This is a genomic window from Rhizobium centroccidentale, assembly GCF_030182565.1.
Taxonomy (GTDB): Bacteria; Pseudomonadota; Alphaproteobacteria; order Rhizobiales; family Rhizobiaceae; genus Rhizobium.
The window spans coordinates 80,904-104,088 of sequence record NZ_JAQJCG010000016.1 but is presented as its reverse complement, the minus strand read 5'-3'; the positions used below and the strand labels follow the sequence as shown (position 1 = coordinate 104,088).

Genomic DNA, 23,185 nt, shown 5'->3' with positions numbered 1-23,185 from the left:
TCAACATGCCGCGCGGGTTGACGCCGGGTGTGCCCGTGCGCCGCGATATCGGTATCAAAAAACGCTATGCCGCCGAACGCCGCTTCCGCGCCTATGGGATTACCGCCGTCATCTTCGGTCTCATCTTCCTGATCATCCTGGTCTCGACCGTGGTCCGCACTGGCTATACCGCCTTCGTTCAGACCTCGATCACCCTGCCTATCGAATTCACCGAGAAGGTGATCGACCCCGCAGCCAAGCGCTCCGGCGATCCGAAGGTGCTGATCGCAGCCAACTATCCGGTTCTCGTGCGCGATGCGCTTGTAAAGGCGCTTGGCATCGATCCGGCCAATCGCGCGCTCGTTCGCGAGGCGACGGCGATGGTGTCGGACGGCGCCAGGATCGCACTGCGTGACAAGGTCGTCGCCAATCCTTCGATCATAGGGGCGACGCAGAAGGTCACGTTCCTCGCCAGCGCCAATATCGATTCCGCCAACAAGGGCCAAATCGATCTGACAGTCGATGAGAAGGATCGCAAGATATCCGACCGCCAGGTCGCCTGGATGAAGCAACTCAGCGAAAGCGGTGCGCTTTACAAGGCCTTCAACAGCGGTCTCTTCCTGTGGGGCAATTCGAGCCGGCCCGAAGCCGCCGGACTCGGCGTCGCTCTGATCGGCTCGTTCTACCTGATGCTGACCGTTCTCGTGCTTGCCTTGCCGGTCGGCGTTGCCGCCTCGATCTATCTGGAGGAGTTCGCGCCGAAGAACCGGTTGACGGATCTGATCGAGGTCAATATCAACAATCTCGCCGCCGTCCCTTCGATCGTCTATGGCCTGCTGGGCCTCTCGGTCTTCATCAACATGATGGGTCTGCCGCGCTCGGCCTCGCTGGTCGGCGGTCTCGTGCTGAGCCTGATGACGCTGCCGATGATCATTATCGCCACACGCTCGGCGCTGCGGGCCGTGCCGCCGTCGATCCGCAGCGCGGCGCTCGGGCTTGGTGCATCGCGCATGCAGATGGTCTTCCATCATGTGTTGCCGCTTGCGATGCCCGGCATTCTGACAGGCACGATCCTGGGGCTTGCCCATGCGCTTGGCGAGACCGCGCCATTGCTTCTGATCGGCATGGTCGCCTTCGTTGCCAACTATCCGGCATCGCCGCTCGATCCTTCGACGGCGCTGCCGGTGCAGATCTACATGTGGGCGAGCGAAGCCGAGCGGGCGTTCGTCGAAAGGACATCCGGCGCCATCATTGTGCTTCTCTTCTTCCTCGTCGCGATGAACATCGGCGCCATCCTGCTGCGCCGCCGCTTCGAGCGTCGCTGGTAAGGGAGGGCGCACGAAATGAACATGATGACGGAAGCCGCCAGCGAAAGAGCCTTGGCCAAGAAGATGACGACGATCCCCTACAAGATGATCGGCCAGGATGTTTCGGTCTATTACGGCCACAAGCGGGCGCTCTTCGACGTCAATCTGAAGATCCGCGCCAATACGGTCACGGCTCTCATCGGCCCTTCCGGTTGCGGCAAGTCCACCTTCCTGCGCTGCCTCAACCGCATGAACGATACGATCGAGACCTGCCGCGTCACCGGCAAGATCACGCTCGACGATCAGGATGTCTACGACGACAGCATCGACGTGGTGGAGTTGCGCGCCCGCGTCGGCATGGTCTTCCAGAAGCCCAACCCGTTTCCGAAGTCCATCTATGAGAACGTCGCCTACGGTCCCCGCATCCACGGTCTGCATCGCTCAAAGGCCGATCTCGAGCATATCGTCGAGAGCAGTCTTCAGAAGGCCGGTCTCTGGGGTGAGGTGAAGGATCGGCTCCATGACGCCGGCACGAGCCTGTCGGGCGGTCAGCAGCAGCGTCTGTGCATCGCCCGCGCCGTCGCGGTCAGCCCGGAGGTCATCCTGATGGACGAGCCGTGCTCGGCGCTCGATCCGATCGCAACCGCCAAGGTCGAGGATCTCATCCACGAGCTTCGGGAGAATTTCACCATCGTCATCGTGACGCATTCCATGCAGCAGGCAGCCCGCGTCTCGCAGCGTACCGCAATGTTCCATCTCGGCCACCTGGTCGAGGAGAACGACACCGATAAGATGTTCACCAATCCCGACGATTTCCGCACGCAGGATTACATCATGGGCCGTTTTGGTTGATGATGTCAGGCGCGCGGCTCATTTCACACAGTTCACCTTGAGGATAGAAAAATGGTCTCCACTCACATTCTCTCTGCCTATGACGAAGACCTGAAGTTCCTGACGCGCCGCATTGCTGAAATGGGCGGCCTGGCAGAGCAGATGGTTAGCGACAGCGTACGCGCGCTGGTCAACAGCGACGCTGCCCTGGCCCAGAAGGTCATCTCCGACGACGTTGTTCTTGACCATGCCGAGCGCGAAGTCGGCGACAAGGCGATCGTCACCATCGCCCGCCGTCAGCCGATGGCGGCCGACCTGCGCGAAATCATGGGCTCGATCCGCATCGCCTCCGATCTGGAGCGCGTCGGCGATCTCGGCAAGAACACCGCAAAGCGCGTCATCGCCGTGCAGGGCACCGGTGTCCCGCGCCGTCTCGCCCGCGGCATCGAGCATCTCTCCGAACTGGCGCTGAGCCAGCTCAAGGAAGTTCTGGATGTCTACGCGACCCGCTCGCCCGACAAGGCCGTGTCGATCCGCGAACGCGACGAAGAAATCGACGCCATGTACACCTCGCTCTTTCGCGAGATGCTGACCTACATGATGGAAGATCCGCGCAACATCACCACCTGCACGCATCTTCTTTTCTGCGCCAAGAACATCGAGCGCATCGGCGACCATGCCACCAACATCGCCGAGACGATCTATTACATGGCGACGGGCGCGCAGCCGGAAGGCGAGCGCCCGAAGGATGATACCGCCAATACCGTCGGCGCAGTGACGGAATAATCTGGAAGAGAAGAAAGGAGACCATAGGCGCATGGTTCCGAGAGTTGCTGTTGTAGAAGACGAGGAAGCGCTTAGCGTTCTGCTGCGCTACAATCTTGAGGCCGAAGGCTTCGAGGTCGATACGATCCTCAGAGGCGATGAGGCCGAGCTGCGTCTCCAGGAGCGCATCCCCGATCTCCTGATCCTCGACTGGATGCTCCCCGGCGTATCGGGCATCGAGCTCTGCCGCCGGCTGCGTATGCGGCCGGAGACGGAGCGCCTGCCCATTATCATGCTGACGGCCCGCGGCGAGGAAAGCGAGCGCGTGCGCGGGCTTTCGACCGGCGCGGACGATTATGTCGTCAAGCCGTTCTCGACGCCGGAGCTGATGGCCCGTGTCAAGGCGATGCTGCGGCGTGCCCGCCCGGAGGTTCTCTCCACGGTGCTGCGCTGCGGCGATATCGAGCTGGATCGCGAAACCCATCGCGTCCATCGAAAGAGCCGCGAAGTGCGACTGGGGCCGACGGAATTCCGCCTACTGGAGTTCCTGATGTCCTCGCCGGGCCGCGTCTTCTCGCGTTCGCAGCTGCTCGACGGTGTATGGGGTCACGATATCTACGTCGACGAACGCACGGTCGACGTCCATGTCGGCCGCCTGCGCAAGGCGCTCAATTTCTCCAATATGCAGGATGTCATCCGCACCGTTCGCGGCGCGGGCTATTCCATGGAAGCCTGAGCGGCTTGCCGCTCGGGTATCACTAAAGCATGTCGCGCAAAAGTGCGTAGCGGTTTTGCGAGAACGACATGCGCCAGACGGAAAACCTAAAGCATAGGAAGCGAATCTGAAAGATCGTGACGTGCTTTAAATAGCGGCGGAAATAGAAAAACGGGCCTCGAGGGCCCGTTTCTCATTGTCTTGCTGTGACTTTCAGCCGTTGTTACGACGGCGGTCATGCACCGGCTGGTATGCCATGCGCTGATGATAGGTGCAGTAGGGCGAGGAATCCGGGCTGTCATTGCCGCAGAAGTGGAAGTCGTCCTTCAGCGGGTCGCCGACCGGCCACTTGCAGGTGCGCTCAGTCAATTCCGTCAGGCCGAGGCGGCGGGAGATCGGAACGACGACGTTCGATGCCGGCCGATACTGGATTTCATTGACGGAATCGATCTCGATCTCTTCCTTCAGCATGGTTGCGCCCTGCTGGCGGGCGACGACCGTGCGGGTAGCAACGCGCGATCCGTAGGTCGCGGCGCGGGGTGCAGCTGCGCTGCGCTTCGGCGTGCGCGCTGCGGTTGCCGTGCCGCCCGCCTTCGCTCGGCCGGGAAGGTTCAGGCGGTGCACCTTGCCGATGACGGCATTACGGCTCACGCCACCGAGCTGCGCAGCGATCTGGCTGGCGCTCAACCCTTCGGACCATAGCTTTTTCAGCTTCTCGACGCGTTCGTCTGTCCAATTCATGCCCTGTCTCCGCTGTCGCGTTTCCGATGGCAGAATCCCTCACCATTGCCTCGCATGGGAACGAGGCGCGAAACGCTCTAAAATTGTGGTGACTAGTTCCGCCGCATGCAGTCTAGCAATTGCTTTTTAACCTAGTGTGAGGCTGACTCCGTGACAAGAGTCGCGAGAATCTTGAGGAATCGATTTCGAGGTTTTCCCCAACTTGCTGCCCAGGCGTGGCATTTCTGCAATAGGCGCCGCCGAACCTATCTCTTTTGCCCGCAAGCGTTATCTCGCACCTGCTAAAACGCCAGTTTTGTTGACATCGCGGTGCAAAACATCAATAGTGCCCAGGCCGCCGCAAGGCGGCATTTTTGATTTTTTCGGACCCGTTTCATCAAATGGAAGCGATCGGTCCTTAGAGTTGTGATCAGGAGATATGGCCATGGCCGAGACCACGCCGCTTTATGACACCTACATGCGCGCTCCGCTACGGTTCGAGCGAGGCGAGGGCGTCTGGCTGGTCACCGAAAATGGCGAACGCTACCTCGATTTCGCAGCCGGCGTCGCGGTCAACTCGCTCGGTCACGCCCATCCGCACCTCGTTGCCGAATTGAAGGCCCAGGCCGACAAGGTCTGGCACCTGTCCAACCTCTATGAGGTGCCCGGTCAGGAGAAGCTGTCGAAGCGGCTGACGGAAGTGACCTTCGCCGACAAGGTGTTCTTCACCAATTCGGGCGCGGAGGCGCTGGAGTGCGCCATCAAGACTGCGCGGCGCTATCAGTTCGCCAAGGGGCATCCCGAGAAGTTCCACATCATCACCTTCGAGGGCGCCTTCCACGGCCGCACCATCGCAACGATCGCCGCCGGTGGCCAGGAGAAGTATATCGAGGGCTTTGGGCCTAAAGCACCGGGTTTCGATCAGGTGGAGTTCGGTGATCTCGATGCCGTGCGTGCTGCCATCACCGACGCGACGGCTGCGATCCTGATCGAGCCGGTTCAGGGCGAGGGCGGCATCCGCCCCGCCACCAACGAATTCCTGCGCGGGCTGCGTGAGATCTGCGACGAGCACGGCCTGCTGCTGATCCTCGACGAAGTACAGTGTGGCGTCGGCCGCACGGGCAAGCTCTTTGCCTACGAATGGGCCGGCATCAAGCCCGATATCATGGCGGTCGCCAAGGGCATCGGCGGCGGTTTCCCGCTCGGTGCGTGCCTCGCGACGGCGGAAGCCGCTTCCGGCATGAAAGCCGGCACACACGGCTCGACCTATGGCGGCAATCCGCTTGCCATGGCGGTCGGCAATGCCGTTCTCGACATCGTGCTTGCCGAAGGCTTCCTGCAGCATGTGCGCGATGTCTCGCTGGTGTTCCGCCAGGGGCTCGCCTCGCTCAAGGATCGCTTTCCTGACATCATCGAGGACGTTCGCGGCGAAGGCTTGATGCTCGGCGTCAAGGCGGCCATCCCGCAGGCGGAGCTGCTGCAGGCGATCCGCGCCGAGCATCTGCTGGGTGTGCCGGCCGGCGATAACGTTATCCGTCTGCTGCCGCCGCTGGTCGTCACTGCCGAAGAAGCACGCGAAGGTCTCGCCCGCCTGGAGCGCGCCGCCGAGCGTGCGCGCGCTGCCCGCACCAAGAAATCCGCTTGAATTCAACGCCCGTGGATGGGGCGTTCCTGCCCCACGCGGGCGTTATTGTTTTTTCTGGAGTACAGGTAAGGACATGGCTTCTCCGAAACACTTTCTCGACCTCTCTGCCGTTCCGGCTGCCGATCTGCGCAATATCATCGACGACGCGATCGTGCGAAAGAACGCGCAGAAGGCCGGCACGGCCGACAAGCCGCTGGCCGGCAAGATGCTGGCGATGATCTTCGAGAAGCCGTCCACCCGAACCCGTGTTTCCTTCGATGTCGGCATGCGCCAGCTGGGCGGCGAGACGCTGTTCCTCTCGGGCACGGAGATGCAGCTTGGCCGCGCCGAGACGATCGGCGATACGGCCAAGGTGCTGTCGCGCTACGTCGATGCGATCATGATCCGCACGACCGATCATTCGCGCCTGCTGGAGCTGGCCGAACATGCGACCGTTCCGGTCATCAATGCGCTGACCGACGATACGCATCCCTGCCAGATCATGGCGGATATCATGACGTTCGAGGAGCATCGCGGCCCGATCAAGGGCAAGACGCTCGCCTGGACGGGCGACGGCAACAACGTGCTGCATTCGCTGATCGAAGGGGCCGCGCGCTTCGGCTATCGCATGAATATGGCGGTACCCCTTGGTTCTGAGCCGAAGGATCACTATCTGAACTGGGCCCGCAACGAGGGCGCCGAAATCATGCTCTCGCATGATGCAGACCGTGCGGTCGCCGGCGCCGATTGCGTGGTAACCGATACCTGGGTTTCCATGAATCAGGAGCACCGGGCACGCGGTCACAACGTCTTCCAGCCCTATCAGGTCAACAAGGCTTTGATGGCACAGGCCGGCAAAGACGCTTTGTTCATGCATTGCCTGCCCGCCCATCGCGGGGAGGAGGTGACGGATGAGGTGATCGACGGTCCGCAATCCGTTGTCTTCGATGAGGCGGAAAACCGCCTTCATGCGCAGAAGTCGATTCTTGCTTGGTGCCTGGGCGCGATCTGAAGATATCAAACCGCGTCTTGAGGCGCGGGCCCTAGAGCCGGATGGCCTTAGGTCGAAGCGACCTAAGGCCTGAATCCGGTCTAGAATCAAAGAAATAGAGCATGACGGCGCCCGAAAACCGCTCTCACTTTTCGGCGTCATGCTCCAGGAGTAAAGCAATGGCCGAAAATGCCGCAACGCTGGGTCAGTTCGATTTCGCCGGTGACGATCATGTCGTTCCCTTCCAGGTGGAAGGTCTCGACGTGCGCGGCCGTGCCGTACAGCTTGGTCCGCTGCTGGACGCGATCCTCGCCCGGCACGACTATCCGATGCCGGTTGCACGCCTTCTGGCCGAGGCCATCGTCCTGACCGTCCTGCTCGGCACATCACTGAAGTTCGAAGGCAAGTTCACGGTGCAGACCAAGGGCGACGGTCCCGTCGACCTTCTGGTTGCCGATTTCTCGACGCCGGAAAATGTTCGCGCCTATGCCCGTTTCGACGAAGAAGCGCTGGCAAAGGCAGTCGCCGAAGGCAGGACCGAGCCGGAACAACTGCTCGGCAAGGGCGTCCTCGCCTTCACCATCGATCAGGGCCGTTTCACGCAGCCCTATCAAGGCATCGTCGCGCTTGACGGCGCCTCGCTCGAAGAGATCGCCGGCACCTATTTCCGCCAGTCGGAACAGATCCCGACGCGCGTGCGCCTCGGTGCTGCAGAGCTCTTCGATCGCGACGAGAATGGCAAGCCGCGTCACCGCTGGCGTGCCGGCGGCCTGATCGCGCAGTTCCTGCCGGAGGCGCCCGAGCGCATGCGCCAGCCCGACCTGCATGGCGGCGACGGCGATACCGGCGTGCGCGATCATGCCGAAGACGATGCCTGGGCGGAAGCGCGCAGTCTGGTGGAAACCATCGATGCAGATGAGCTGACGGATCCGCAAGTCGGCACCGAGCGGCTTCTCTATCGCCTCTTCCACGAGCGTGGCGTACGCGTCTACGAACCGAAGGCGGTCTATGACCGCTGTTCGTGCTCGCGCGACAAGCTGAAGGGTGTGTTGAAGGGCTTCACGGCCGAAGAGATCGAGGCCAGCCAGGAGAATGGCGAGATCGCCGTGACCTGCGAGTTCTGCTCGACCACCTATCGCTTCGAAGTGTCGGAGATAGAAGCGGCGTAATGCCGCTCAGTTCAGCGTGCGCAGCAGGTTCGGCGTATCCAGCGAGAAGGCGGGGATCTTGACATGGAAGAGCTCCCCGTCGTCCGTTTCCATCTGGTAATGGCCGAACATCATACCTGAGGGCGTGTCCAGCGGGCAGCCGGAGGAATATTCATAGGTATCGCCGGGTTTCAGATGCGGCTGCTCGCCGACGACGCCTGGCCCCGTCACCTCATCCACTATGCCGTTCATATCGGTGATGTGCCAGTAGCGCGTCACCAGTTTCACGGCCCGCTCCGAGTGGTTGGAAATGACGATGCGATACCCCCATACATAGCGATCATCGTCCGGATCGGATTGCTCCTCCAGATAAAACGGCTCTACAACCACTTCGATGTCGCGTGTTAGGGCGCGATACATGCCTGATACCTTGCCACTGCTCTGAAGCGCCGGAGGCTCCTCGAAGCCCATTGTCGTTTCAGCATTTTCAAGTCTGCGGCATATTATCCGCTTTCCACTGCTCCCGCAAAGCGCAGGATATCTAGCGGTATCCTATAACCAATCCATTCCGTCAAGGAACGGCGTGATGAAATCTCGCTCGGGGAGACGGATCGCTCTGAAATCCAGCTATTACGGCCAATGAAGAAGGTTAGTCCTTTCTTCTCAAAGTATCTCGTTTCGCCCGTCATTTAGTCTTGTCTACCATATTGTCGCAGGCAGAGCTTGTGGGGTGCGGATACGCTTGCCGCCATTGCTGGTGCACTTCAGGGATCGGGCGTCACATCTGATCGCCAATTATTAAAACCTCCCGGCCATATAAACCCCGTGTCCCTCCTTTATGTTCCTCGGAGGGAACTTGCGCCGGATTCCCTCTCGGGAGGATTTCGGCTATGATCTGATTCTGGCATGGCCCGTGCCTCCCCCCTCCATTCGGGAAAGTATATTTCATGCGGGGCCGTCGATATCCAAACCGACTGTTTGAGCGCCTGGCATAAGGAGGGGTTGCGGTCATTGCTCGCAATAGGAGGTTTAGATGAGGCTTTCCGCCCCTGTTTATCATTTGAAGCGCAAGGCAAGGCTCCTGTCCCGCCAGCAGAATATCCCTTTGCACGCCGCGCTGGATCGCGTCGCGGCTGGCGAAGGTTTTGAAGGCTGGAGCTTGCTTGCAAGCAAAACGAGCTCAGCCGTGCCAGTCGGCGAGCTGTATTCGCGTTTAAGCCCGGGCGATCTGGTGCTGATCGGCGCGCGGCGCGGTCACGGCAAGACCCTGATGAGCTTGCGGCTCGCCGTCGAAGCCATGAAGGCTGGCAATCGCGGTGTCTTCTTCACGCTGGAGGACACGGAAAAGGTCGTTCTGGAGCGTTTCCCGGTGATCGGTGCCGATCATGCGGAATTTGCTGATCTATTCGAATTCGACAATTCGGATGCCATCAGCGCCGACTATATCGTCGAAAGGCTGACTGCGGCGGCGCCCGGTACATTGGCAGTGGTCGATTATCTGCAGCTGCTGGATCAGAAGCGGGAAAAACCCGATGTGATGATCCAGGTTCGGGCGTTGAAGGTCTTTGCGCGCGACAGAGGCGTAATCGTCGTCTTCGTCTCGCAGATCGACCGCTCCTACGATCCGGCGCTGAAACCAGTGCCCGATCTCTCGGATATTCGCCTGCCGAATCCGCTGGATCTGACGCTGTTCGACAAGATGGTCTTCCTGAACAACGGCCTGGTCGAGTTCAAGGCTGCCAGCTGACGAGCTGCCCATTTCCCGCGAGATTGCCCGATGAGGCAGGTCGAGCCGCCCGGATTTTCTCCGGGCGGCTCGATCAATATCAGGCGGAAACCTGCTCGAGCGCGCGGGCGAAATCTTCGATCAGATCGGCGCCGTCCTCGATGCCGGCGGAGAAGCGCACGGTGCCCGGCGAAATCCCAAGCTCGGCGCGGGCCTCGTCGGTGAGGTTCTTGTGCGTCGTGGTGGCCGGATGGGTGATCAGGCTCTTCGAGTCGCCGAGGTTGTTGGAGATCTTCACGATTTCAAGCGCGTTCTGCAGCTTGAAGGCCGCTTCCTTGCCGCCCTTGAGCTCGAAGGCGACCAGCGTCGAGCCGCCGCTCATCTGCTTGGCGATGATATCGGCCTGCGGGTGGTCCTTGCGGCCGGGATAGATCACGCGGGCGACCTTGTTGGTCTGCTCGGCGAGGAAATCGGCAACCTTGGAGGCATTCGCCGTCTGCTGCGCGACGCGCAGCGGCAGCGTCTCGATGCCCTTCAGCAGCGTCCAGGCGGTAAAGGGCGACATGGCTGGGCCGGTGTGGCGGAAATAGTCCTGCAGGTTCTCGTCGATCCACTGCTTATCGGAAAGGATGACGCCGCCGAGCGAACGGCCCTGGCCGTCGATATGCTTGGTGGCGGAATAGACGACGATATGCGCGCCGAGTTCCAGCGGCTTCTGGAAGAGCGGCGTTGCAAAGACGTTGTCTACCACGACCTTGGCGCCGATCTGGTTGGCGAGCTTGGCGACAGCGGCAATATCGACCACTTCCAGCGTCGGGTTGGTCGGGCTTTCGAGGAAGAAGACCTTGGTGTTCGGGCGGATGGCCTTTTCCCAGTTTTCAGTGAAGCGGCCGTCGACCAGCGTGCATTCGATGCCATATTTCGGCGCGAGCGTCTCGACCACCCAACGGCAGGAGCCGAAGAGCGCGCGGGCGGCAACGATATGATCGCCGGCCTTCAGCTGGCAGAGGATGGCTGCGGAAACGGCGGCCATGCCGGACGCCGTGGCGCGAGCATCTTCGGCGCCTTCCAGAGCGCACATGCGCTTCTCGAACATGTCGTTGGTCGGGCTGCCGTAGCGGGCGTAGATGAACCCATCCGTTTCACCCTTGAAGCGTGCTTCCGCCGCTTCCGATGTGTCGTAAACGAAGCCCTGGGTCAGATAGATTGCTTCGGAGGTCTCGCCGAATTGCGAACGGAGCGTTCCGTTGTGTACGAGCTGGGTTGCGGGGCGCCAAGTCTTGCTCATGCCATCACCACTTTCAAAACAAAAAAACCGGTCGCAAAAGCAGACCGGTTCAACCCCGGTCTTTTTAGCCATTTGTTTAACGTGGCTGCAAGCCGACCGGCCAAATCACCACGGGATAAGTTGCAATACTGCCGTTGACGGCTTGCGTCAATTCCCTGAGTTTGGTTTTGTCTGCGGCAAATTATGAAAGAAGCATGATGGCTCGCAATACTGGAATTCTGGCCGACCGGGCCATCGCAGCACTGTTTGAAACGGGGCGGCTGACGAGCGAGAGAGAACTGGACGTCGATCAGATCCAGCCGGCAAGCCTTGACCTCAGGCTCGGCTCGCATGCCTTCCGTGTTCGTGCCAGCTTCATGCCCGGCCCGTCGCATCTGGTCGCCGACAAACTCGACCGGCTGAAGCTGCATGTGGTCGATCTCTCCGAAGGTGCGGTGCTGGAAACGGGCTGCGTCTATATCGTACCGTTGATGGAGCGCCTCGACTTGCCGGAAGATATGTCCGCATCGGCCAATCCGAAGAGCTCGACCGGCCGGCTCGACATCTTCACCCGTGTCATCACCGACCGGGCGCAGGAGTTCGACAAGATCCCGGCCGGCTATTCCGGCCCGCTCTATCTTGAAATCAGCCCGCGCACCTTCCCGATCGTCGTGCGCCGCGGCTCGCGCCTGTCGCAGATCCGCTTCCGCGTCGGCCAGGCCTTGCTCACCGAACCGGAATTGCTGGCGCTGCACGAGAGCGAGACTCTTGTCGCCAGTAAGAAGCCGAATATCACCGGCGGCGGCATCGCGCTGTCGATCGATCTTGCCGGCGACAAGGAAGGGCTGATCGGCTATCGCGGCAAGCACCACACCGCCGTTGTCGATGTCGACAAGAAGGCCCAGCACGATATTTTCGATTTCTGGGAGCCGCTTTATAGCCGCGGCCGCACCGAGCTGATCCTCGATCCGGATGAGTTTTATATCCTCGTTTCGCGCGAAGCGGTGCATGTGCCGCCGCATTTTGCCGCCGAAATGACGCCTTTCGATCCGCTGGTCGGCGAATTCCGCGTCCACTACGCCGGTTTCTTCGATCCCGGCTTCGGCCATGCACCGGCGGGTGGCCGCGGCAGCCGCGCCGTGCTGGAAGTGCGCAGCCACGAAGTGCCCTTCATCCTGGAAGACGGCCAGATCGTCGGCCGCCTGATCTACGAACATATGCTGGAACAGCCGAGCAGCCTCTACGGCTCCGGCCTCGGCTCGAACTATCAGGCACAGGGCCTGAAGCTCTCGAAGCACTTCCGGCTCTAGGCGTCCACCAACCGGCCTTGACAGAGGCCGCCAACTGTTGGACATCTCACAGTGTCAGGCGGGTGTAGCTCAATGGTAGAGCAGCAGCTTCCCAAGCTGAATACGAGGGTTCGATTCCCTTCACCCGCTCCAGCAACCTTTTCAAATATTTATGAACAATTTGAGGCCGTAAAACAATGGTGGTTTTACAGGCCATTTTACAGCGACCCGCTCATTCATTGAATTCGTCCTGCTTGCAGATAACGCGGTAGAACGTAGCGTAGGTTAACGCGCTGGAATAAAGTCCCGAATTTAATTGTTACATCTGAAGGGGCAGTGTACGAAAGATCATGGCTTCAACTTGGTGATGTTATGGGCTGGATTGCGCCATCAGATAGCAAAAAAGCGGTTAAGAAAGCGGGAGAGCGCATTCGGCATGGTGAAGATGCAGACGGAGATCTGAACATTCTTAATCGATGGCGCGCTGCTCATGGATATATCATCAACACTTTCCAAGCTAATCTTCGACAAAGGACGCGCGGAACAAATATACAAGTAGGTCAGCGCCTTAAGCGCGCTAACACAATTATCGACAAGCTGCGCCAAGGACGCGCGTTAGATTTGTCTTCAATGCACGATATAGCTGGTATGCGCTTGGTTTTCAGCGACATACCTTCATTAAACGAATTTCGAGCATCGTTTCACCTTAGCCGCGCAAAACATGAGATGATTAACGCTGTTCCCAAATACGATTATATTGCCGCACCAAAAGAGAGTGGTTATCGCGGTATCCATGACGTATACAAATATAAAGCAGGAACCCTGGCCGGGGCTCAATGGAACGGTCTCCTTATCGAACTGCAATATCGAACGATAGTTCAGCACGCTTGGGCAACAGCAGTTGAACTTTCGGATGTGCTCACAGCCAATCGTGTTAAGTTCAGTCAGGGCGAGAAAGACCACACTCGCTTTTTCCAAATTTGTAGCGAACTTCTTGCACGCAAGTATGAGAACTCTGTCTCTTGCCTGCCTGATATGAGTCATCGCGAGCTTGTGGAAGAGTGGTCATTCCTTGAGGGAAGGAGTCACATTTTCCGAACGCTGGGAGAGGCAGGCCAGCAGGGGGCCGATCACGACTTGAAAGGCTTTATTTTGTTGGTTGTGCCTGAAAACGGCAGTGATCTTCGAGTTGAAAGGCACCGGTCTTATCGGAGTGCCTGGCACGAGCTGCTAAAAATAGAACGCGAGCAGCCCACGTGGGATGTCGTACTTGTTGGCGGTAGCGAAGGCGAAAGCCTGAAAAGTACCTTCAGAAATTACTTTCGCAACGCCACTGAATTTATTCAGCTAGTAGAGAGCGCGCTTTAATGTGCAGCAGCCACATTGATGAGTAGCACCTTGCAGCTGACAACTTTTAGCTGAAGCTGATCGAAATAGCGTGCGGGGATCAAGGTCAAAAGCGGCCTCTTGTTTTCAGCGTTTCCTTTAGCGCATCTCCAAAGATTGCAATCGGCCGCGCCAGCCGCCCCGCCGGCGGGCGATGCACCAGCCAGTTGACGACTTTCGGGCTGAAATCCGGCGCCTCGACCACTTCGACCAAATCGCGCCAGCGGCTGTCCGCCAGTGCCGCTGGCGTCAAGACGCCGATGCCGAGCCCGCGCGCGACCAGCGACATGCGCAGGTCGGCGCTCATCGCCTCGACGGCGACATCGAAGGGCAGGCGCTCGGCTTCGAAGCGGTGATGAATGAAGGCCCGAAAGCCGCAGCCGCTCTGGTTCATGATCCAGGGAAAACGGGAGAGATCTTCAAGGCTCGGCTCCGCGGGAACGCCGAGCGACGGCGCCGCAACGAGAATGACGGCATGGATTCCGAGCATTTCGCCGATGACATTATCCGGCGGCTGCAACCCCTCCGCCAGGCAGACGGTTGCTGCATCGAGCTGACTGTGAGCGACCTGCTCGATCAGCTGTGGCGACCAGCCGGTGACGATGCGCAGCGTCAATTGCGGAAACTGGCTGCGCAATGCGTCGAGCGGGGCGGATAAGGCCGCTTCGGAAAGATACGGCATGATCCCCAGACGGAATTCGCCGCCGATCGCGCCCCCGGGCGAAACGCCGGCCTTGAGATCGTCGAGCGAGCGCAGCACACGGCGCCCATGCTCATAGGCTTCGCGGCCCGCAGCCGTCGGCTTGAGGGGTTTCGACTGCCGGTCGAGCAGCGCAATGCCGAGACTGTCTTCCAGGTTCTGGATGCGCCGGGTGATGCCCGGCTGCGTCAGATTGATGCGCGCCGAGGCGGCGACGATCGAACCCGTCTCCACCACGGCGACGAAAGCTTCCAGATCATGAATGTTCATGATGAACTCGCATAAACATTATTATTTCATTTCAATTGCCGCATTATGCAGCAAAGGGATAAAGATGACTATCAATATTATCAAAATTATTGGAGAGCCTATGTCTCAAAATCCCGAACGTATGATGAGCGAGGGGGAGGACGACGTATCCGAGGCTGTCGCCGCACCCTCGACATTACTTTTTGCCGTCGCCACCGGCGTCATCGTCATCAATCTCTTTGCGCCGCAGACGCTGGTCGGCATCATCGGCCCGTCGCTCGGCTTTTCCGAGAGCGGTGCCGGCCTGGTGGCCATGGCCTCGCTGCTCGGCTATGCCGCCGGCCTGTTTTTCCTGGTGCCGCTGGCGGATCTCATGGAAAACCGGCAGCTCGTGCTGCGCATGCTTCTGTCGGCTCTGGTCATGGCTATTGCCGCCGCCTTCGCGCCGACGGGCTGGAGCCTGCTGATCTTCCTATTCCTGCTGGGAGCGGCCTGTTCTGCCATTCAGATCCTCGTGCCGATCGCGGCAGCGATGGCGCCGCCCGAGCATCGTGGTCAGGTGATCGGTAATATCATGAGCGGCGCGATGGTCGGCATTCTTGTCTCGCGCCCGCTGGCGAGCCTGATTGCCGATTTCTGGGGCTGGAGAAGCTTCTATGCCTTGAGTGCCGCGACGCTTGCGCTGCTCGCCGCTGTGCTCGTCCTGCGCCTGCCTGAGCGGCGCCCTCTGGTCAGCGCGAGCTATGGGGCCTTGATCGGTTCGCTCTTCGGGCTCCTGCGGGAGGAACCGGTGCTGCGGCTGCGTGCCTTCACAGCAGCCTTGATGATGGCGAGCTTCAGCCTGTTCTGGACTTCCGTCGCCCTGCGTCTGGCGCAGCCGCCATTCTCGCTCGGCCAATCCGGCATCGCCCTGTTTGCCCTTGTGGGTGCCGGCGGCGCTGCGGCGACTTCTGTCTTCGGCCGTATGGGCGACAGGGGCTGGACGCGGACGGCGACATTGGCCTCGCATCTGATTGTCCTCGCCGCCATGGCGCTGGCCGCCTGGGTGGGTGGAATACGATCGGGCGACTCGGTGGCGTTATTGATCCTTCTGGGCGTCAGCGCGGTCTTGCTCGATGTCGGCGTCACCGGCGATCAGACCCTGGGTCGTCGCGCCGTCAATCTCCTGAAGCCTGAGGCGCGCGGGCGCATCAATGGTCTGTTCGTCGGCATCTTCTTCCTCGGCGGCGCTCTCGGATCGGCGCTTGCTGGCACGGCATGGGACTTCGGCGGCTGGGTTGCCGTCTGTGCAGGGGCCGCGGGCTTCGGCGTGATTGCGTTGATCACAGGCCTTGCCGCGCGCATCTGAACAGCGCAGGCAACGGGACCGCACTTGTGAATGCACTGCCGCGTCGCCATCTGTAGATCATTCAGGTGGGCGCCAGGCAAACATGCAAAAACTGCCGCTCCTTGTCAGGAGCGTCGGAATGCGTGGAATAGCATGGTTTTACAGGTTGAGAGCGCTCTTTCGGAGCGGTGTGCTGAAGATTGCCCGTAGTACGAAAGTACCTCTCGGCACTAGGATCATCTGGAAGCGAGGCGACGTCCGCATCGGGGAAAGAGTGCATTTCCGCAAGGGTGTCGTCATCGATGCGCAGGAAGGCAGCATCGAAATCGGCGATCATGTCTCCTTCAACGATTACAGCATCCTGCTGGGCCGCGGCGGGATTGTCATAGGCAATGATGTGCGCATCGCCGCGCATGCGATGGTCGTTTCCTTCGATCACAATTTTGATGATGTTTCGCGCCCAATTCGTCTTCAGGGCGTGACGAAGAAGCCCATCGTCATCGAAGACGATGTCTGGATCGGAGCAGGCGCCAAGATTCTCGGCGGCGCCCACGTCGCCAAGGGATGCGTCATCGGCGCCAATGCCGTCGTCAAGGGCCGGACCAAGCCCTACGGCATCTATGTCGGCGCTCCGGCAAGGCTATTGAAACGGCGCGGAGAAGCCGAAGGCAACAGGTCCGGCAATATCGGGCTGTTCGCCCTCCCGAGAAAATAGGGGGGCGCCGCGATCGCGCCGGCCGGACCTTAGAATTCCGTCCAGTCCGCATCCTTGTTCGTTGTCGCCGTCTGTGTGGCGCCGAAGGCGCTCAGCAGCTTCTGACCGAGGGCGCGCGCTGGGGAAGCGGCCGGTCGCACCTTGGCATCATCAACGGCCCGGATGCGCGGAGTTGCAGCCGGCGGGGCTGTCGGTCGAGGCGCCGGCCTCGGCGCTGAGCTGGCGGCAGGTTTCGTCGAGATGCGCATGGCATCGCTACCATCCGTGCGAAACTGAGCAAGAAGATTGGACAGGGAGGCCGCTTCGGTCGCAAGGCTATGGCTCGCCGCCGTGCTCTCCTCGACCATGGCGGCATTCTGCTGCGTGCCGTGATCCATGGTGTTGACGGCCGTATTGATCTCCTGCAGGCCAGCCGACTGCTCGCGGGAAGCCTCGGCGATCGCATGCACATGCCGGCTGATTTCCTGCACCCCCGAGACGATGGCATCGAGCGCCTTGCCGGTTTCGCTGACCAGGCCGACGCCGGTGCGCACATGCCTTTCGGAAGTGCTGATGAGGTCCTTGATTTCCTTGGCAGCGTCGGCGGAGCGCTGCGCAAGCTCGCGTACTTCCTGGGCAACGACGGCAAAGCCCTTGCCTGCCTCGCCGGCGCGGGCGGCTTCGACACCGGCATTCAATGCGAGAAGATTGGTCTGAAAGGCGATATCGTCGATGACGCCAATGATATTGCTGATCTCCCCTGACGATTTCTCGATCTGCTGCATGGCGCCGATCGCATTGCGGACGATCTCGCCGGAGCGCTCCGCGTCGTTGCGTGTATGGGCGGCAAGCTGGCTTGCCTCCTGCGTGCGCTTGGCGGCGTCCTTGACGGTGATGGTGATCTGCTCCAGCGCGGCGGCGGTTTCCTCGACGGAAGCCGACTGCTGTTCGGTGCGTTTGGAAAGCTCGTCAGCCGCCGAGCGAATTTCCTCCGCACCGGCGCTGATGGCGCGGGCATTGGAGCCGACAGCCTGCATGGCTCCGTTGAGCCTGCTAAGCGAGTTGTTGAAATCCTGCCGCAACTGGTCGAGATGCGCGACGAACTGGACGTCGATCTGCGTAACGAGATCGCCTTCCGCAAGGCGCTTCAAGCCGTCGCCAACAGCCTCAACAGCTTGCTGGAGCTGTGCCGCCTCGGCCGCCTGCCTCGTTTCGCGCTGTGCCCGCTCGCTGTCGCTGAGGATGCGATCCGCCTCGGCCTGGGTTTCTAGGCGAGATCGCTCGACGGCATTGTCACGGAATACCGCGACGGCGGATGCCATCTGTCCGATCTCGTCACGGCGCTCGCGGCCTTCGATCTCGCTTGCCGTATCACCATGCGCGAGTGTCGTCATGCGCTGATGCAGCCGCATCAGCGGCGCGGCGATGCCCATCTGCGCGACATACATGCCGAGGAGGATGGCGAGCACGACGAGGCCGCCGAGAGCGAAGAGCATGGAGTTGACGGAACGGTTGAGGTGAACCGACAAGGTGTCGGCGCCGTCATTCATCCGGTTTGTCAGCGCTTCGTCGTTGGCCTGTATGCTGGCAATGAGGCTGGGCAGTTTTTGGTTGACCAGGATCAGGGTCGCTTCGGCGCCCTTCAGGTCGCCATTCTTGCGCTGGTCGATGGTCTTGTCGGTAAGCCCTTGCACTTCGTCGAGACGAGCAAGAATTTCATCGATCGATTGTTTTGCCGTGGGAACGAGATTTTCCGCATGGACCAGTCTTTGCTTGGCTTCGCCGAAATAGCTGCTGCCCGCCGCAACTGCTTTGAAAGCATCGCTGGCGGGATCGAAATTCAGTATCAGGCTTGCTTGCAGCACGGAGGCGAGAGAGGCAGCACTCGCGCGCGCAGCTTCGCTCGCCGCGATGGCCTCATGATCGAGGAAGTCGCTGTAGGCCCGATCCGCCTTGTGGAATTCGCTGGCGATCAGCAGCAGACCGACAAAGGAAATGATGCCGAGAAACAGGATCACGGCAAGTATCTTGGTTTTGATTTTCAGGTTCCTGAACATGGCGGTCCGCCTGCGAATGCCGTGCTTTATCACAATGAGGCCGAGAACCCGCTCGTTCGTCTTTGGGGGAGGGGGCTGCCTGATGTGCACGGGTGAAGCCGAGTCTACGTGATACCTTGCCAGGAAGGCCCAGACGACCTGCGTCATGCGATCGGCTTGGAGCCGATGTCGTCGGTGGCGAGAGTACAATCAATAGAGCTTAATCGACTGCTAACGGCGGAGACTGCCGGGTGGAATTCCCCCATTAATTTGCACATGTTCAAAACCGCGCAACTGGCCGATGTGGTTGATCTCCGCCACTCATCCTGCAGTCACGAGTGCCGCCATTGCGCCGCGCGATATTCCCCCTGCGGCGTGACTCTGCTACATCGGATTCGTGAACCAAAAATGTGCATCCACGACCGGAGGCCGGATCAAGACCATGCGTGTTTGCCTTTCGTCGACGATGTCAATCGCCCGGCTTCTGGCGCGAGCGGTATTGATCGTCACCTCCTGCGCCTTGCCGCTGGCCGCCCAGGAGACGAAGCCGCAGAACCTGCCGATCCTCTTCGATGCGCGCGAACGCCTGCCGAAACCGGACCTATCCTCGCTGGTCAGACTGCGCTTCCTGACGTCGATCGATTTTCCGCCCTTCAATTTTCTCGATCAGAACGGCAAGCTCACCGGCTTCCATGTCGAGCTTGCCCGCAAGATCTGCGACGAGCTCGCAATAGCGGACAAATGCCAGATCCAGGCCTTGCCCTTCGGCGAATTGCAGGGCGCGCTGGCCGCCTCGCAAGGCGATGCCGTCATCGCCGGTGTTGCGGTCACGCCCGAACTGCGCAAGACCTTCGCCTTTTCGCGACCCTTCCTGATGTTGCCGGCCCGTTTCGTGCGCAATCTCAAGGCATCGATCGGCGGCACGACCACAGCTTCGCTTTCTGGGCATCCGATCGGCGTCGTCAAGGGAACAGTGCACGAAGCGATGCTGGCGGCCTTCTTCCCGGCGATCAAGCCGGTACCGTTCGACGACAAGGATGGGCTTCTGGCCGCCGTCAAGGACGGCAAGGTCGATGCGGCATTTGCCGATGGCCTGCAGCTTTCGTTCTGGGTCTCTTCGCCGGCGGCGGAAAAATGCTGCGCTCTGTTTGACGGCCCCTATCTGTCGCAGCAGTTTCTCGGCGAAGGCATGACCATCATGCTGCGCCAGCAGGATGGCGATCTGACGGCCGCTATCAACCACGCGCTTGCCACCCTGTCGCGCGATGGCAGGCTGCAGGAAATCTATCTGCGCTATTTCCCTTACGGGCTTTACTGATTCAGCAATTTCAGGAAACCGCGCAGCGGTTTTCCGTCCGGAATGCGTAATGCCTCAGGCCTTGCGGTAGCGGGCGATCGCGCTGCGCTCGATGGCCGCACAGGTCAGTTTGTCGAGGCCGAGACGGTCGCGAAGCAGGCTGAGCAGGCGCAATTCCTCGGCCTTGACCGACAGGTCGGCTGAAGCGACTTCGACGGCCAGCGCATAGGCCGTGTCGTAGAGACGGGCGGGAAGCGTGTCGCGCACGGTTTCGAGCACGATATCCAATCCCTCATTGTTCGAAAGAAGCTTGGCGCAATCGCGGGAAACGGAAATCAGCTTCTCGTCGTCGAACCCCTTGAAGACCGGCAGGGCGTGAATGAGTTCTCCGATGCGGCTGAGTTCCCGGTCGTTCATCGTGCGATCGACGGCCGAGGCCAGTACCATGACGTAGATCAGGGCCTCGTGAGCAGAAAGCGGCTTGTTCATGACAGGCGAAGTCCTTTGAATTTGGCAAGCTGAAAAGCCGCGCGTCTCATGGCAAAAGTTACTGCATAATTCCTTAGATCGGAATCGATTTAAGGAATTATGCGGCGGATTAAAAGTGCTACAGCAGCCTTTGCGCGTCATATGTGACGCATGGCTGCAGTGGCGGAAGCAAGACGTCAGATCGGATTGAGCGGGTCTTCCTTGGGCAAGGCCGGTCCGAGCGTCGATTTTCCATTCTTGCGTGGATCGTCGCCATACATGCCGCGCTTCTTCTGCTTGGCCTCGTCAACGAGCGATGCGAGCGGCGAGCCCGGCTCCGGATCCGCCCAACCGAAGCGCACCAGCCAGGAACTGAGATCGACCCGGACATAGCGGCAGGCGCCCTTGACGGTGCCTTTCCAGTTGGCATCGGGCACATCGCAATCGATTGAACGGCCACGCAGATACATGCGGAATGCGGTGCGCGCGGCTTGGCCGCAGGGCCAGTCCTTCCCGCTCGGGCCGGTGCACATTCGGTCGACATCGGTCGGAATGATCCCGGTGAGTTGCACGCTCCTACCGGTGATGGTCAATATGCCGGCCTGATCCGAGAAAGGGCGGACGAGTTCGATCGTCGTCGTCTGCTCCTGTGGCTTGGATGCGGGATCAAGCGCTGCCTGTTCGGACTGAGACGCCGGCTGAGACTTTTGCTGCGGCGACTCCGGCGGCAGGGTTCGATGTTCGGCCGCCGCCGTCTCCCTGTCGATCTGGTCGGCCGGTATCCGGTTGTCCGGGACGGGATCGGTCTTGGCATGATTGTCAGATGCCGTCTGCGATGAAGCGGCAGCCGCCGTATCCGGCGTGGTTTCGCTTGGTTGCTGGGCCTGGGACATGGCGGCGTTCTTGCCGCTCGCAGTCTTTATCGCAGGCGGCAGCTTTTGGGTTTCCTCTGGCTTCGTCGATACGTCGTTCGAACGGGCAGGGTCGGTCGGAACCTTGTCGTCCTGTTGCGTCGCCGGCTGTGCCGCCGCCGCCATAGCCGCGGCGGACAGTTCGGGGCTGCTGTCGGAGCTGTTTGTCGAAGGGGACGCTGTAGCTAGGATCGTCGCCTTACCCTTCGTGGCTTGTGTGGCCGAGCCGGCGGCCTGCGCTACTGGTTGGCCTTCCGATTGCGCCTGACCTGAATTTGCGTCGCTTTGCTTCGTGGTTTCGGCAGGCGTGGGTGCCTCGATAGCCTTTGGTGGCGTGGTGTCGGCCTTGGCGGTCTCGCTCGGCGCAGCCGTAGCCGGCTTGCTTTCGTCCGTGGTTTCGCTGTGGCCGCGGTGGGGCAGGCTGAAACCACGCTCACCGACCTGAATCGCGACGAGGGTCAACCAAGAACCGACGATCACGCCTGCCACACCTGCAAGCCAAATATTACGACGCATAACGAGAAAACTTTCCTATTGGCTGGCCCAAATGATGCGGGCAATCCATTCCACATCCGCAAGATCGAAGCTGCGGTTGGGGTGTTCCGGATTGAGCGACAAAAGCTCAATCGACTTGGCGCTTTGCCGCAGCAGGACCTTGGCCATGACTTCGCCCTCGCGGGTCTTCACGACGACACGGTCGTTTTTTCTAATCTGAGCACCTGGCTCGACGATCAGAATATCCCCGTCGCGATAGAGCGGCAACATGCTTTCGCCCTGCACCTCAAGCGCATAGGCGCCGGTCCTGTGCCCGGCAGCGACGGGAAATTCCACCATGTCCCAGCCCTGACCGGCTGGAAATCCGCCATCGTCGAAGAAGCCGCCTGCGCCCGCTTGGGCAAAGCCGATCAGCGGTATGGCGTTGCCGGCCGGCAAAATCCCGTTTGGCGGAGTAGTAGCGCCCCGTGGCTCGGCGGGCCGGATGAAGCTCAGGAACTGCTCCAGGCTGGCACCCGTCGCATCGAGAATCTTGGCGATCGATTCCGTCGATGGCCAGCGCAGACGTCCGTCCTGGCTCAGCCGCTTCGATTTGTTGAAGGAGGTGGCATCGAGACCGGCGCGGCGGGCAAGGCCGGAAGGGGTCAAGGCATGCCGCTCGGCAAGCCGGTCGATCGCACCCCATATCTGCTCGTGTGACAGCATCGCCGCTCGGTATCCGCGCCGGCTCGCCCGGCGCTCTGCTCTTTAAAAAAGGTTAACCGAGGCATTTTGGCGAGTAAAGACCGGCATAGGAATAGGATCCTTTATCCCCGTGCTTTCGTGGCGGCATCAGGTCTTCTGCGGCTGCGGCTTGACGTCCGGCTGCTCGTTCTGGAACTCCTTCGCCATGCCCATGAAGCCACGCATGAATTTCTGCATGATCCCGAGCGTGCGGTCGATCTCGGCATCGTCGGGCAGGCTTGATCCCTTGTTTGCGGCGACTGTCTTTTCCAGCTTCGTCACGCGGTCGGAAAGCCGGTCCAGCTCATCGTCATAGGCTGTGCGCTCGTCGGCCGCCATGCGGCAGACGAGATTGCCGCCCTGATCCTGGCAGATCGACATCGCGCCGGTCTGCTTGTCGAGCCGAATGAAGTGATCGCCGCTGCGCTCCAGCTGGAAGCGTTCCGCATCCGGTTCGGCCGACAAAGCCTGTGTGGAGAGAAGAAAAGCAGCGGGCAGAAGCATGGCCACAAGGCCGATTTTCAGTTCCTTCGTCAT

At 60.4% G+C, this 23,185-nt stretch carries 22 protein-coding genes, 1 tRNA gene and 1 riboswitch; of the genes, 14 read left to right on the top strand and 9 right to left on the bottom strand.

Annotation, left to right across the window (positions count from 1 at the left end):
- Positions 1-5: 5 nt before the first annotated feature.
- The 4 genes from pstA to phoB are packed head-to-tail and all read left to right on the top strand — an operon-like array spanning position 6 to position 3,618.
- Positions 6-1,307: a phosphate ABC transporter permease PstA gene (gene pstA / locus PH562_RS20645; protein ID WP_285175452.1), complete on the top strand. Its 1,302-nt coding sequence runs from the start codon at positions 6-8 to the stop codon at positions 1,305-1,307.
- A gap of 15 nt (positions 1,308-1,322) precedes the next feature.
- A complete protein-coding gene (pstB, locus tag PH562_RS20640; RefSeq protein WP_285175412.1) occupies positions 1,323-2,138 on the top strand; it encodes a phosphate ABC transporter ATP-binding protein PstB in 816 nt (271 codons plus the stop codon).
- 51 nt (positions 2,139-2,189) lie between these two features.
- Complete coding sequence (gene phoU, locus PH562_RS20635) at positions 2,190-2,903, top strand: phosphate signaling complex protein PhoU (RefSeq protein WP_015338719.1); 714 nt, start codon at positions 2,190-2,192, stop codon at positions 2,901-2,903.
- Positions 2,904-2,934: 31 nt separating this feature from the next.
- Positions 2,935-3,618: a phosphate regulon transcriptional regulator PhoB gene (gene phoB, locus PH562_RS20630; RefSeq protein ID WP_004128368.1), complete on the top strand. Its 684-nt coding sequence runs from the start codon at positions 2,935-2,937 to the stop codon at positions 3,616-3,618.
- 192 nt (positions 3,619-3,810) lie between these two features.
- Here the strand turns inward: phoB and PH562_RS20625 are convergent, their stop codons facing one another.
- Positions 3,811-4,338 (bottom strand): GcrA family cell cycle regulator, encoded by a 528-nt coding sequence (locus PH562_RS20625; RefSeq protein WP_113229382.1) that lies wholly within the window; start codon positions 4,336-4,338, stop codon positions 3,811-3,813.
- Between the two features lie 424 nt (positions 4,339-4,762).
- On the opposite strand from PH562_RS20625, the gene PH562_RS20620 reads away from it, so the two are divergent.
- The 3 genes from PH562_RS20620 (at position 4,763) to PH562_RS20610 (ending at position 8,101) form a co-directional block, all read left to right on the top strand.
- Positions 4,763-5,962: an aspartate aminotransferase family protein gene (locus tag PH562_RS20620; protein ID WP_285175411.1), complete on the top strand. Its 1,200-nt coding sequence runs from the start codon at positions 4,763-4,765 to the stop codon at positions 5,960-5,962.
- A 73-nt stretch (positions 5,963-6,035) separates the two neighbouring features.
- Positions 6,036-6,953 (top strand): ornithine carbamoyltransferase, encoded by a 918-nt coding sequence (gene argF, locus PH562_RS20615; protein ID WP_285175410.1) that lies wholly within the window; start codon positions 6,036-6,038, stop codon positions 6,951-6,953.
- Positions 6,954-7,111: 158 nt separating this feature from the next.
- On the top strand, positions 7,112-8,101 hold the full coding sequence (locus PH562_RS20610; RefSeq protein WP_113229379.1) for an Hsp33 family molecular chaperone: 990 nt from the start codon (positions 7,112-7,114) through the stop codon (positions 8,099-8,101).
- Between the two features lie 6 nt (positions 8,102-8,107).
- Here PH562_RS20610 and apaG read toward each other — a convergent pair whose 3' ends face one another.
- Complete coding sequence (gene apaG / locus PH562_RS20605) at positions 8,108-8,500, bottom strand: Co2+/Mg2+ efflux protein ApaG (protein ID WP_113229412.1); 393 nt, start codon at positions 8,498-8,500, stop codon at positions 8,108-8,110.
- Between the two features lie 613 nt (positions 8,501-9,113).
- Here apaG and PH562_RS20600 point away from each other — a divergent pair.
- Positions 9,114-9,827 (top strand): DNA helicase, encoded by a 714-nt coding sequence (locus PH562_RS20600; protein ID WP_285175409.1) that lies wholly within the window; start codon positions 9,114-9,116, stop codon positions 9,825-9,827.
- Positions 9,828-9,906: 79 nt separating this feature from the next.
- Here PH562_RS20600 and PH562_RS20595 read toward each other — a convergent pair whose 3' ends face one another.
- Positions 9,907-11,094 (bottom strand): O-succinylhomoserine sulfhydrylase, encoded by a 1,188-nt coding sequence (locus PH562_RS20595; RefSeq protein WP_285175408.1) that lies wholly within the window; start codon positions 11,092-11,094, stop codon positions 9,907-9,909.
- A gap of 43 nt (positions 11,095-11,137) precedes the next feature.
- Positions 11,138-11,216: riboswitch (SAM riboswitch) on the bottom strand.
- Positions 11,217-11,288: 72 nt separating this feature from the next.
- Between PH562_RS20595 and PH562_RS20590 the strand changes: the two genes are divergently transcribed.
- The 3 genes from PH562_RS20590 to PH562_RS20580 all read left to right on the top strand — a co-directional run bounded on the left by PH562_RS20590 (position 11,289) and on the right by PH562_RS20580 (position 13,730).
- Positions 11,289-12,383, top strand: a complete 1,095-nt coding sequence (locus PH562_RS20590) for a 2'-deoxycytidine 5'-triphosphate deaminase (RefSeq protein ID WP_069611245.1) — start codon at positions 11,289-11,291, stop codon at positions 12,381-12,383.
- Positions 12,384-12,441: 58 nt separating this feature from the next.
- A tRNA-Gly gene (locus tag PH562_RS20585) sits at positions 12,442-12,515 on the top strand.
- Positions 12,516-12,698: 183 nt separating this feature from the next.
- Entirely contained in the window at positions 12,699-13,730 is a 1,032-nt protein-coding gene (locus PH562_RS20580; protein ID WP_285175407.1) for a RelA/SpoT domain-containing protein, read from the top strand.
- A gap of 85 nt (positions 13,731-13,815) precedes the next feature.
- On the opposite strand, the gene PH562_RS20575 is transcribed toward PH562_RS20580, so the two are convergent.
- The gene (locus PH562_RS20575) at positions 13,816-14,718 is read right to left on the bottom strand and encodes a LysR family transcriptional regulator (protein WP_285175406.1); all 903 of its coding nucleotides are present in this window, start codon (positions 14,716-14,718) and stop codon (positions 13,816-13,818) included.
- A gap of 100 nt (positions 14,719-14,818) precedes the next feature.
- Between PH562_RS20575 and PH562_RS20570 the strand changes: the two genes are divergently transcribed.
- Both PH562_RS20570 and PH562_RS20565 read left to right on the top strand, forming a co-directional pair.
- Positions 14,819-16,045 (top strand): MFS transporter, encoded by a 1,227-nt coding sequence (locus PH562_RS20570; protein ID WP_285175405.1) that lies wholly within the window; start codon positions 14,819-14,821, stop codon positions 16,043-16,045.
- Positions 16,046-16,163: 118 nt separating this feature from the next.
- Positions 16,164-16,739 carry an acyltransferase gene (locus tag PH562_RS20565; protein WP_113229375.1) on the top strand — a complete coding sequence of 192 codons (576 nt, stop codon included), beginning with the start codon at positions 16,164-16,166 and terminating at the stop codon, positions 16,737-16,739.
- 29 nt (positions 16,740-16,768) lie between these two features.
- Here the strand turns inward: PH562_RS20565 and PH562_RS20560 are convergent, their stop codons facing one another.
- The gene (locus PH562_RS20560; protein WP_285175404.1) at positions 16,769-18,775 is read right to left on the bottom strand and encodes a methyl-accepting chemotaxis protein; all 2,007 of its coding nucleotides are present in this window, start codon (positions 18,773-18,775) and stop codon (positions 16,769-16,771) included.
- 421 nt (positions 18,776-19,196) lie between these two features.
- Here PH562_RS20560 and PH562_RS20555 point away from each other — a divergent pair, with 421 nt between their 5' ends.
- Entirely contained in the window at positions 19,197-20,072 is an 876-nt protein-coding gene (locus PH562_RS20555; RefSeq protein ID WP_285175403.1) for a transporter substrate-binding domain-containing protein, read from the top strand.
- Between the two features lie 54 nt (positions 20,073-20,126).
- Here the strand turns inward: PH562_RS20555 and PH562_RS20550 are convergent, their stop codons facing one another.
- The 4 genes from PH562_RS20550 to PH562_RS20535 all read right to left on the bottom strand — a co-directional run bounded on the left by PH562_RS20550 (position 20,127) and on the right by PH562_RS20535 (position 23,185).
- Positions 20,127-20,540 (bottom strand): tellurite resistance TerB family protein, encoded by a 414-nt coding sequence (locus PH562_RS20550; protein WP_015338732.1) that lies wholly within the window; start codon positions 20,538-20,540, stop codon positions 20,127-20,129.
- Positions 20,541-20,716: 176 nt separating this feature from the next.
- Positions 20,717-21,946, bottom strand: a complete 1,230-nt coding sequence (locus PH562_RS20545) for a thermonuclease family protein (RefSeq protein WP_285175402.1) — start codon at positions 21,944-21,946, stop codon at positions 20,717-20,719.
- 15 nt (positions 21,947-21,961) lie between these two features.
- Positions 21,962-22,630, bottom strand: coding sequence for a S24 family peptidase (locus tag PH562_RS20540; RefSeq protein ID WP_285175401.1), 669 nt, complete (start codon positions 22,628-22,630; stop codon positions 21,962-21,964).
- Between the two features lie 126 nt (positions 22,631-22,756).
- On the bottom strand, positions 22,757-23,185 hold the full coding sequence (locus PH562_RS20535; RefSeq protein ID WP_285175400.1) for a hypothetical protein: 429 nt from the start codon (positions 23,183-23,185) through the stop codon (positions 22,757-22,759).

What these genes read in the sequence shown, in the direction of transcription:
- pstA (WP_285175452.1), top strand. Translation starts at nt 6, where the DNA reads ATGCCGCGCGGGTTGACGCCGGGTGTGCCCGTGCGCCGCGATATCGGT.
- pstB (WP_285175412.1), top strand. Translation starts at nt 1,323, where the DNA reads ATGAACATGATGACGGAAGCCGCCAGCGAAAGAGCCTTGGCCAAGAAG.
- phoU (WP_015338719.1), top strand. Translation starts at nt 2,190, where the DNA reads ATGGTCTCCACTCACATTCTCTCTGCCTATGACGAAGACCTGAAGTTC.
- phoB (WP_004128368.1), top strand. Translation starts at nt 2,935, where the DNA reads ATGGTTCCGAGAGTTGCTGTTGTAGAAGACGAGGAAGCGCTTAGCGTT.
- PH562_RS20625 (WP_113229382.1), bottom strand. Translation starts at nt 4,338, where the DNA reads ATGAATTGGACAGACGAACGCGTCGAGAAGCTGAAAAAGCTATGGTCC.
- PH562_RS20620 (WP_285175411.1), top strand. Translation starts at nt 4,763, where the DNA reads ATGGCCGAGACCACGCCGCTTTATGACACCTACATGCGCGCTCCGCTA.
- argF (WP_285175410.1), top strand. Translation starts at nt 6,036, where the DNA reads ATGGCTTCTCCGAAACACTTTCTCGACCTCTCTGCCGTTCCGGCTGCC.
- PH562_RS20610 (WP_113229379.1), top strand. Translation starts at nt 7,112, where the DNA reads ATGGCCGAAAATGCCGCAACGCTGGGTCAGTTCGATTTCGCCGGTGAC.
- apaG (WP_113229412.1), bottom strand. Translation starts at nt 8,500, where the DNA reads ATGTATCGCGCCCTAACACGCGACATCGAAGTGGTTGTAGAGCCGTTT.
- PH562_RS20600 (WP_285175409.1), top strand. Translation starts at nt 9,114, where the DNA reads ATGAGGCTTTCCGCCCCTGTTTATCATTTGAAGCGCAAGGCAAGGCTC.
- PH562_RS20595 (WP_285175408.1), bottom strand. Translation starts at nt 11,094, where the DNA reads ATGAGCAAGACTTGGCGCCCCGCAACCCAGCTCGTACACAACGGAACG.
- PH562_RS20590 (WP_069611245.1), top strand. Translation starts at nt 11,289, where the DNA reads ATGATGGCTCGCAATACTGGAATTCTGGCCGACCGGGCCATCGCAGCA.
- PH562_RS20575 (WP_285175406.1), bottom strand. Translation starts at nt 14,718, where the DNA reads ATGAACATTCATGATCTGGAAGCTTTCGTCGCCGTGGTGGAGACGGGT.
- PH562_RS20570 (WP_285175405.1), top strand. Translation starts at nt 14,819, where the DNA reads ATGTCTCAAAATCCCGAACGTATGATGAGCGAGGGGGAGGACGACGTA.
- PH562_RS20565 (WP_113229375.1), top strand. Translation starts at nt 16,164, where the DNA reads ATGCGTGGAATAGCATGGTTTTACAGGTTGAGAGCGCTCTTTCGGAGC.
- PH562_RS20560 (WP_285175404.1), bottom strand. Translation starts at nt 18,775, where the DNA reads ATGTTCAGGAACCTGAAAATCAAAACCAAGATACTTGCCGTGATCCTG.
- PH562_RS20555 (WP_285175403.1), top strand. Translation starts at nt 19,197, where the DNA reads ATGCGTGTTTGCCTTTCGTCGACGATGTCAATCGCCCGGCTTCTGGCG.
- PH562_RS20550 (WP_015338732.1), bottom strand. Translation starts at nt 20,540, where the DNA reads ATGAACAAGCCGCTTTCTGCTCACGAGGCCCTGATCTACGTCATGGTA.
- PH562_RS20545 (WP_285175402.1), bottom strand. Translation starts at nt 21,946, where the DNA reads ATGCGTCGTAATATTTGGCTTGCAGGTGTGGCAGGCGTGATCGTCGGT.
- PH562_RS20540 (WP_285175401.1), bottom strand. Translation starts at nt 22,630, where the DNA reads ATGCTGTCACACGAGCAGATATGGGGTGCGATCGACCGGCTTGCCGAG.
- PH562_RS20535 (WP_285175400.1), bottom strand. Translation starts at nt 23,185, where the DNA reads ATGACGAAGGAACTGAAAATCGGCCTTGTGGCCATGCTTCTGCCCGCT.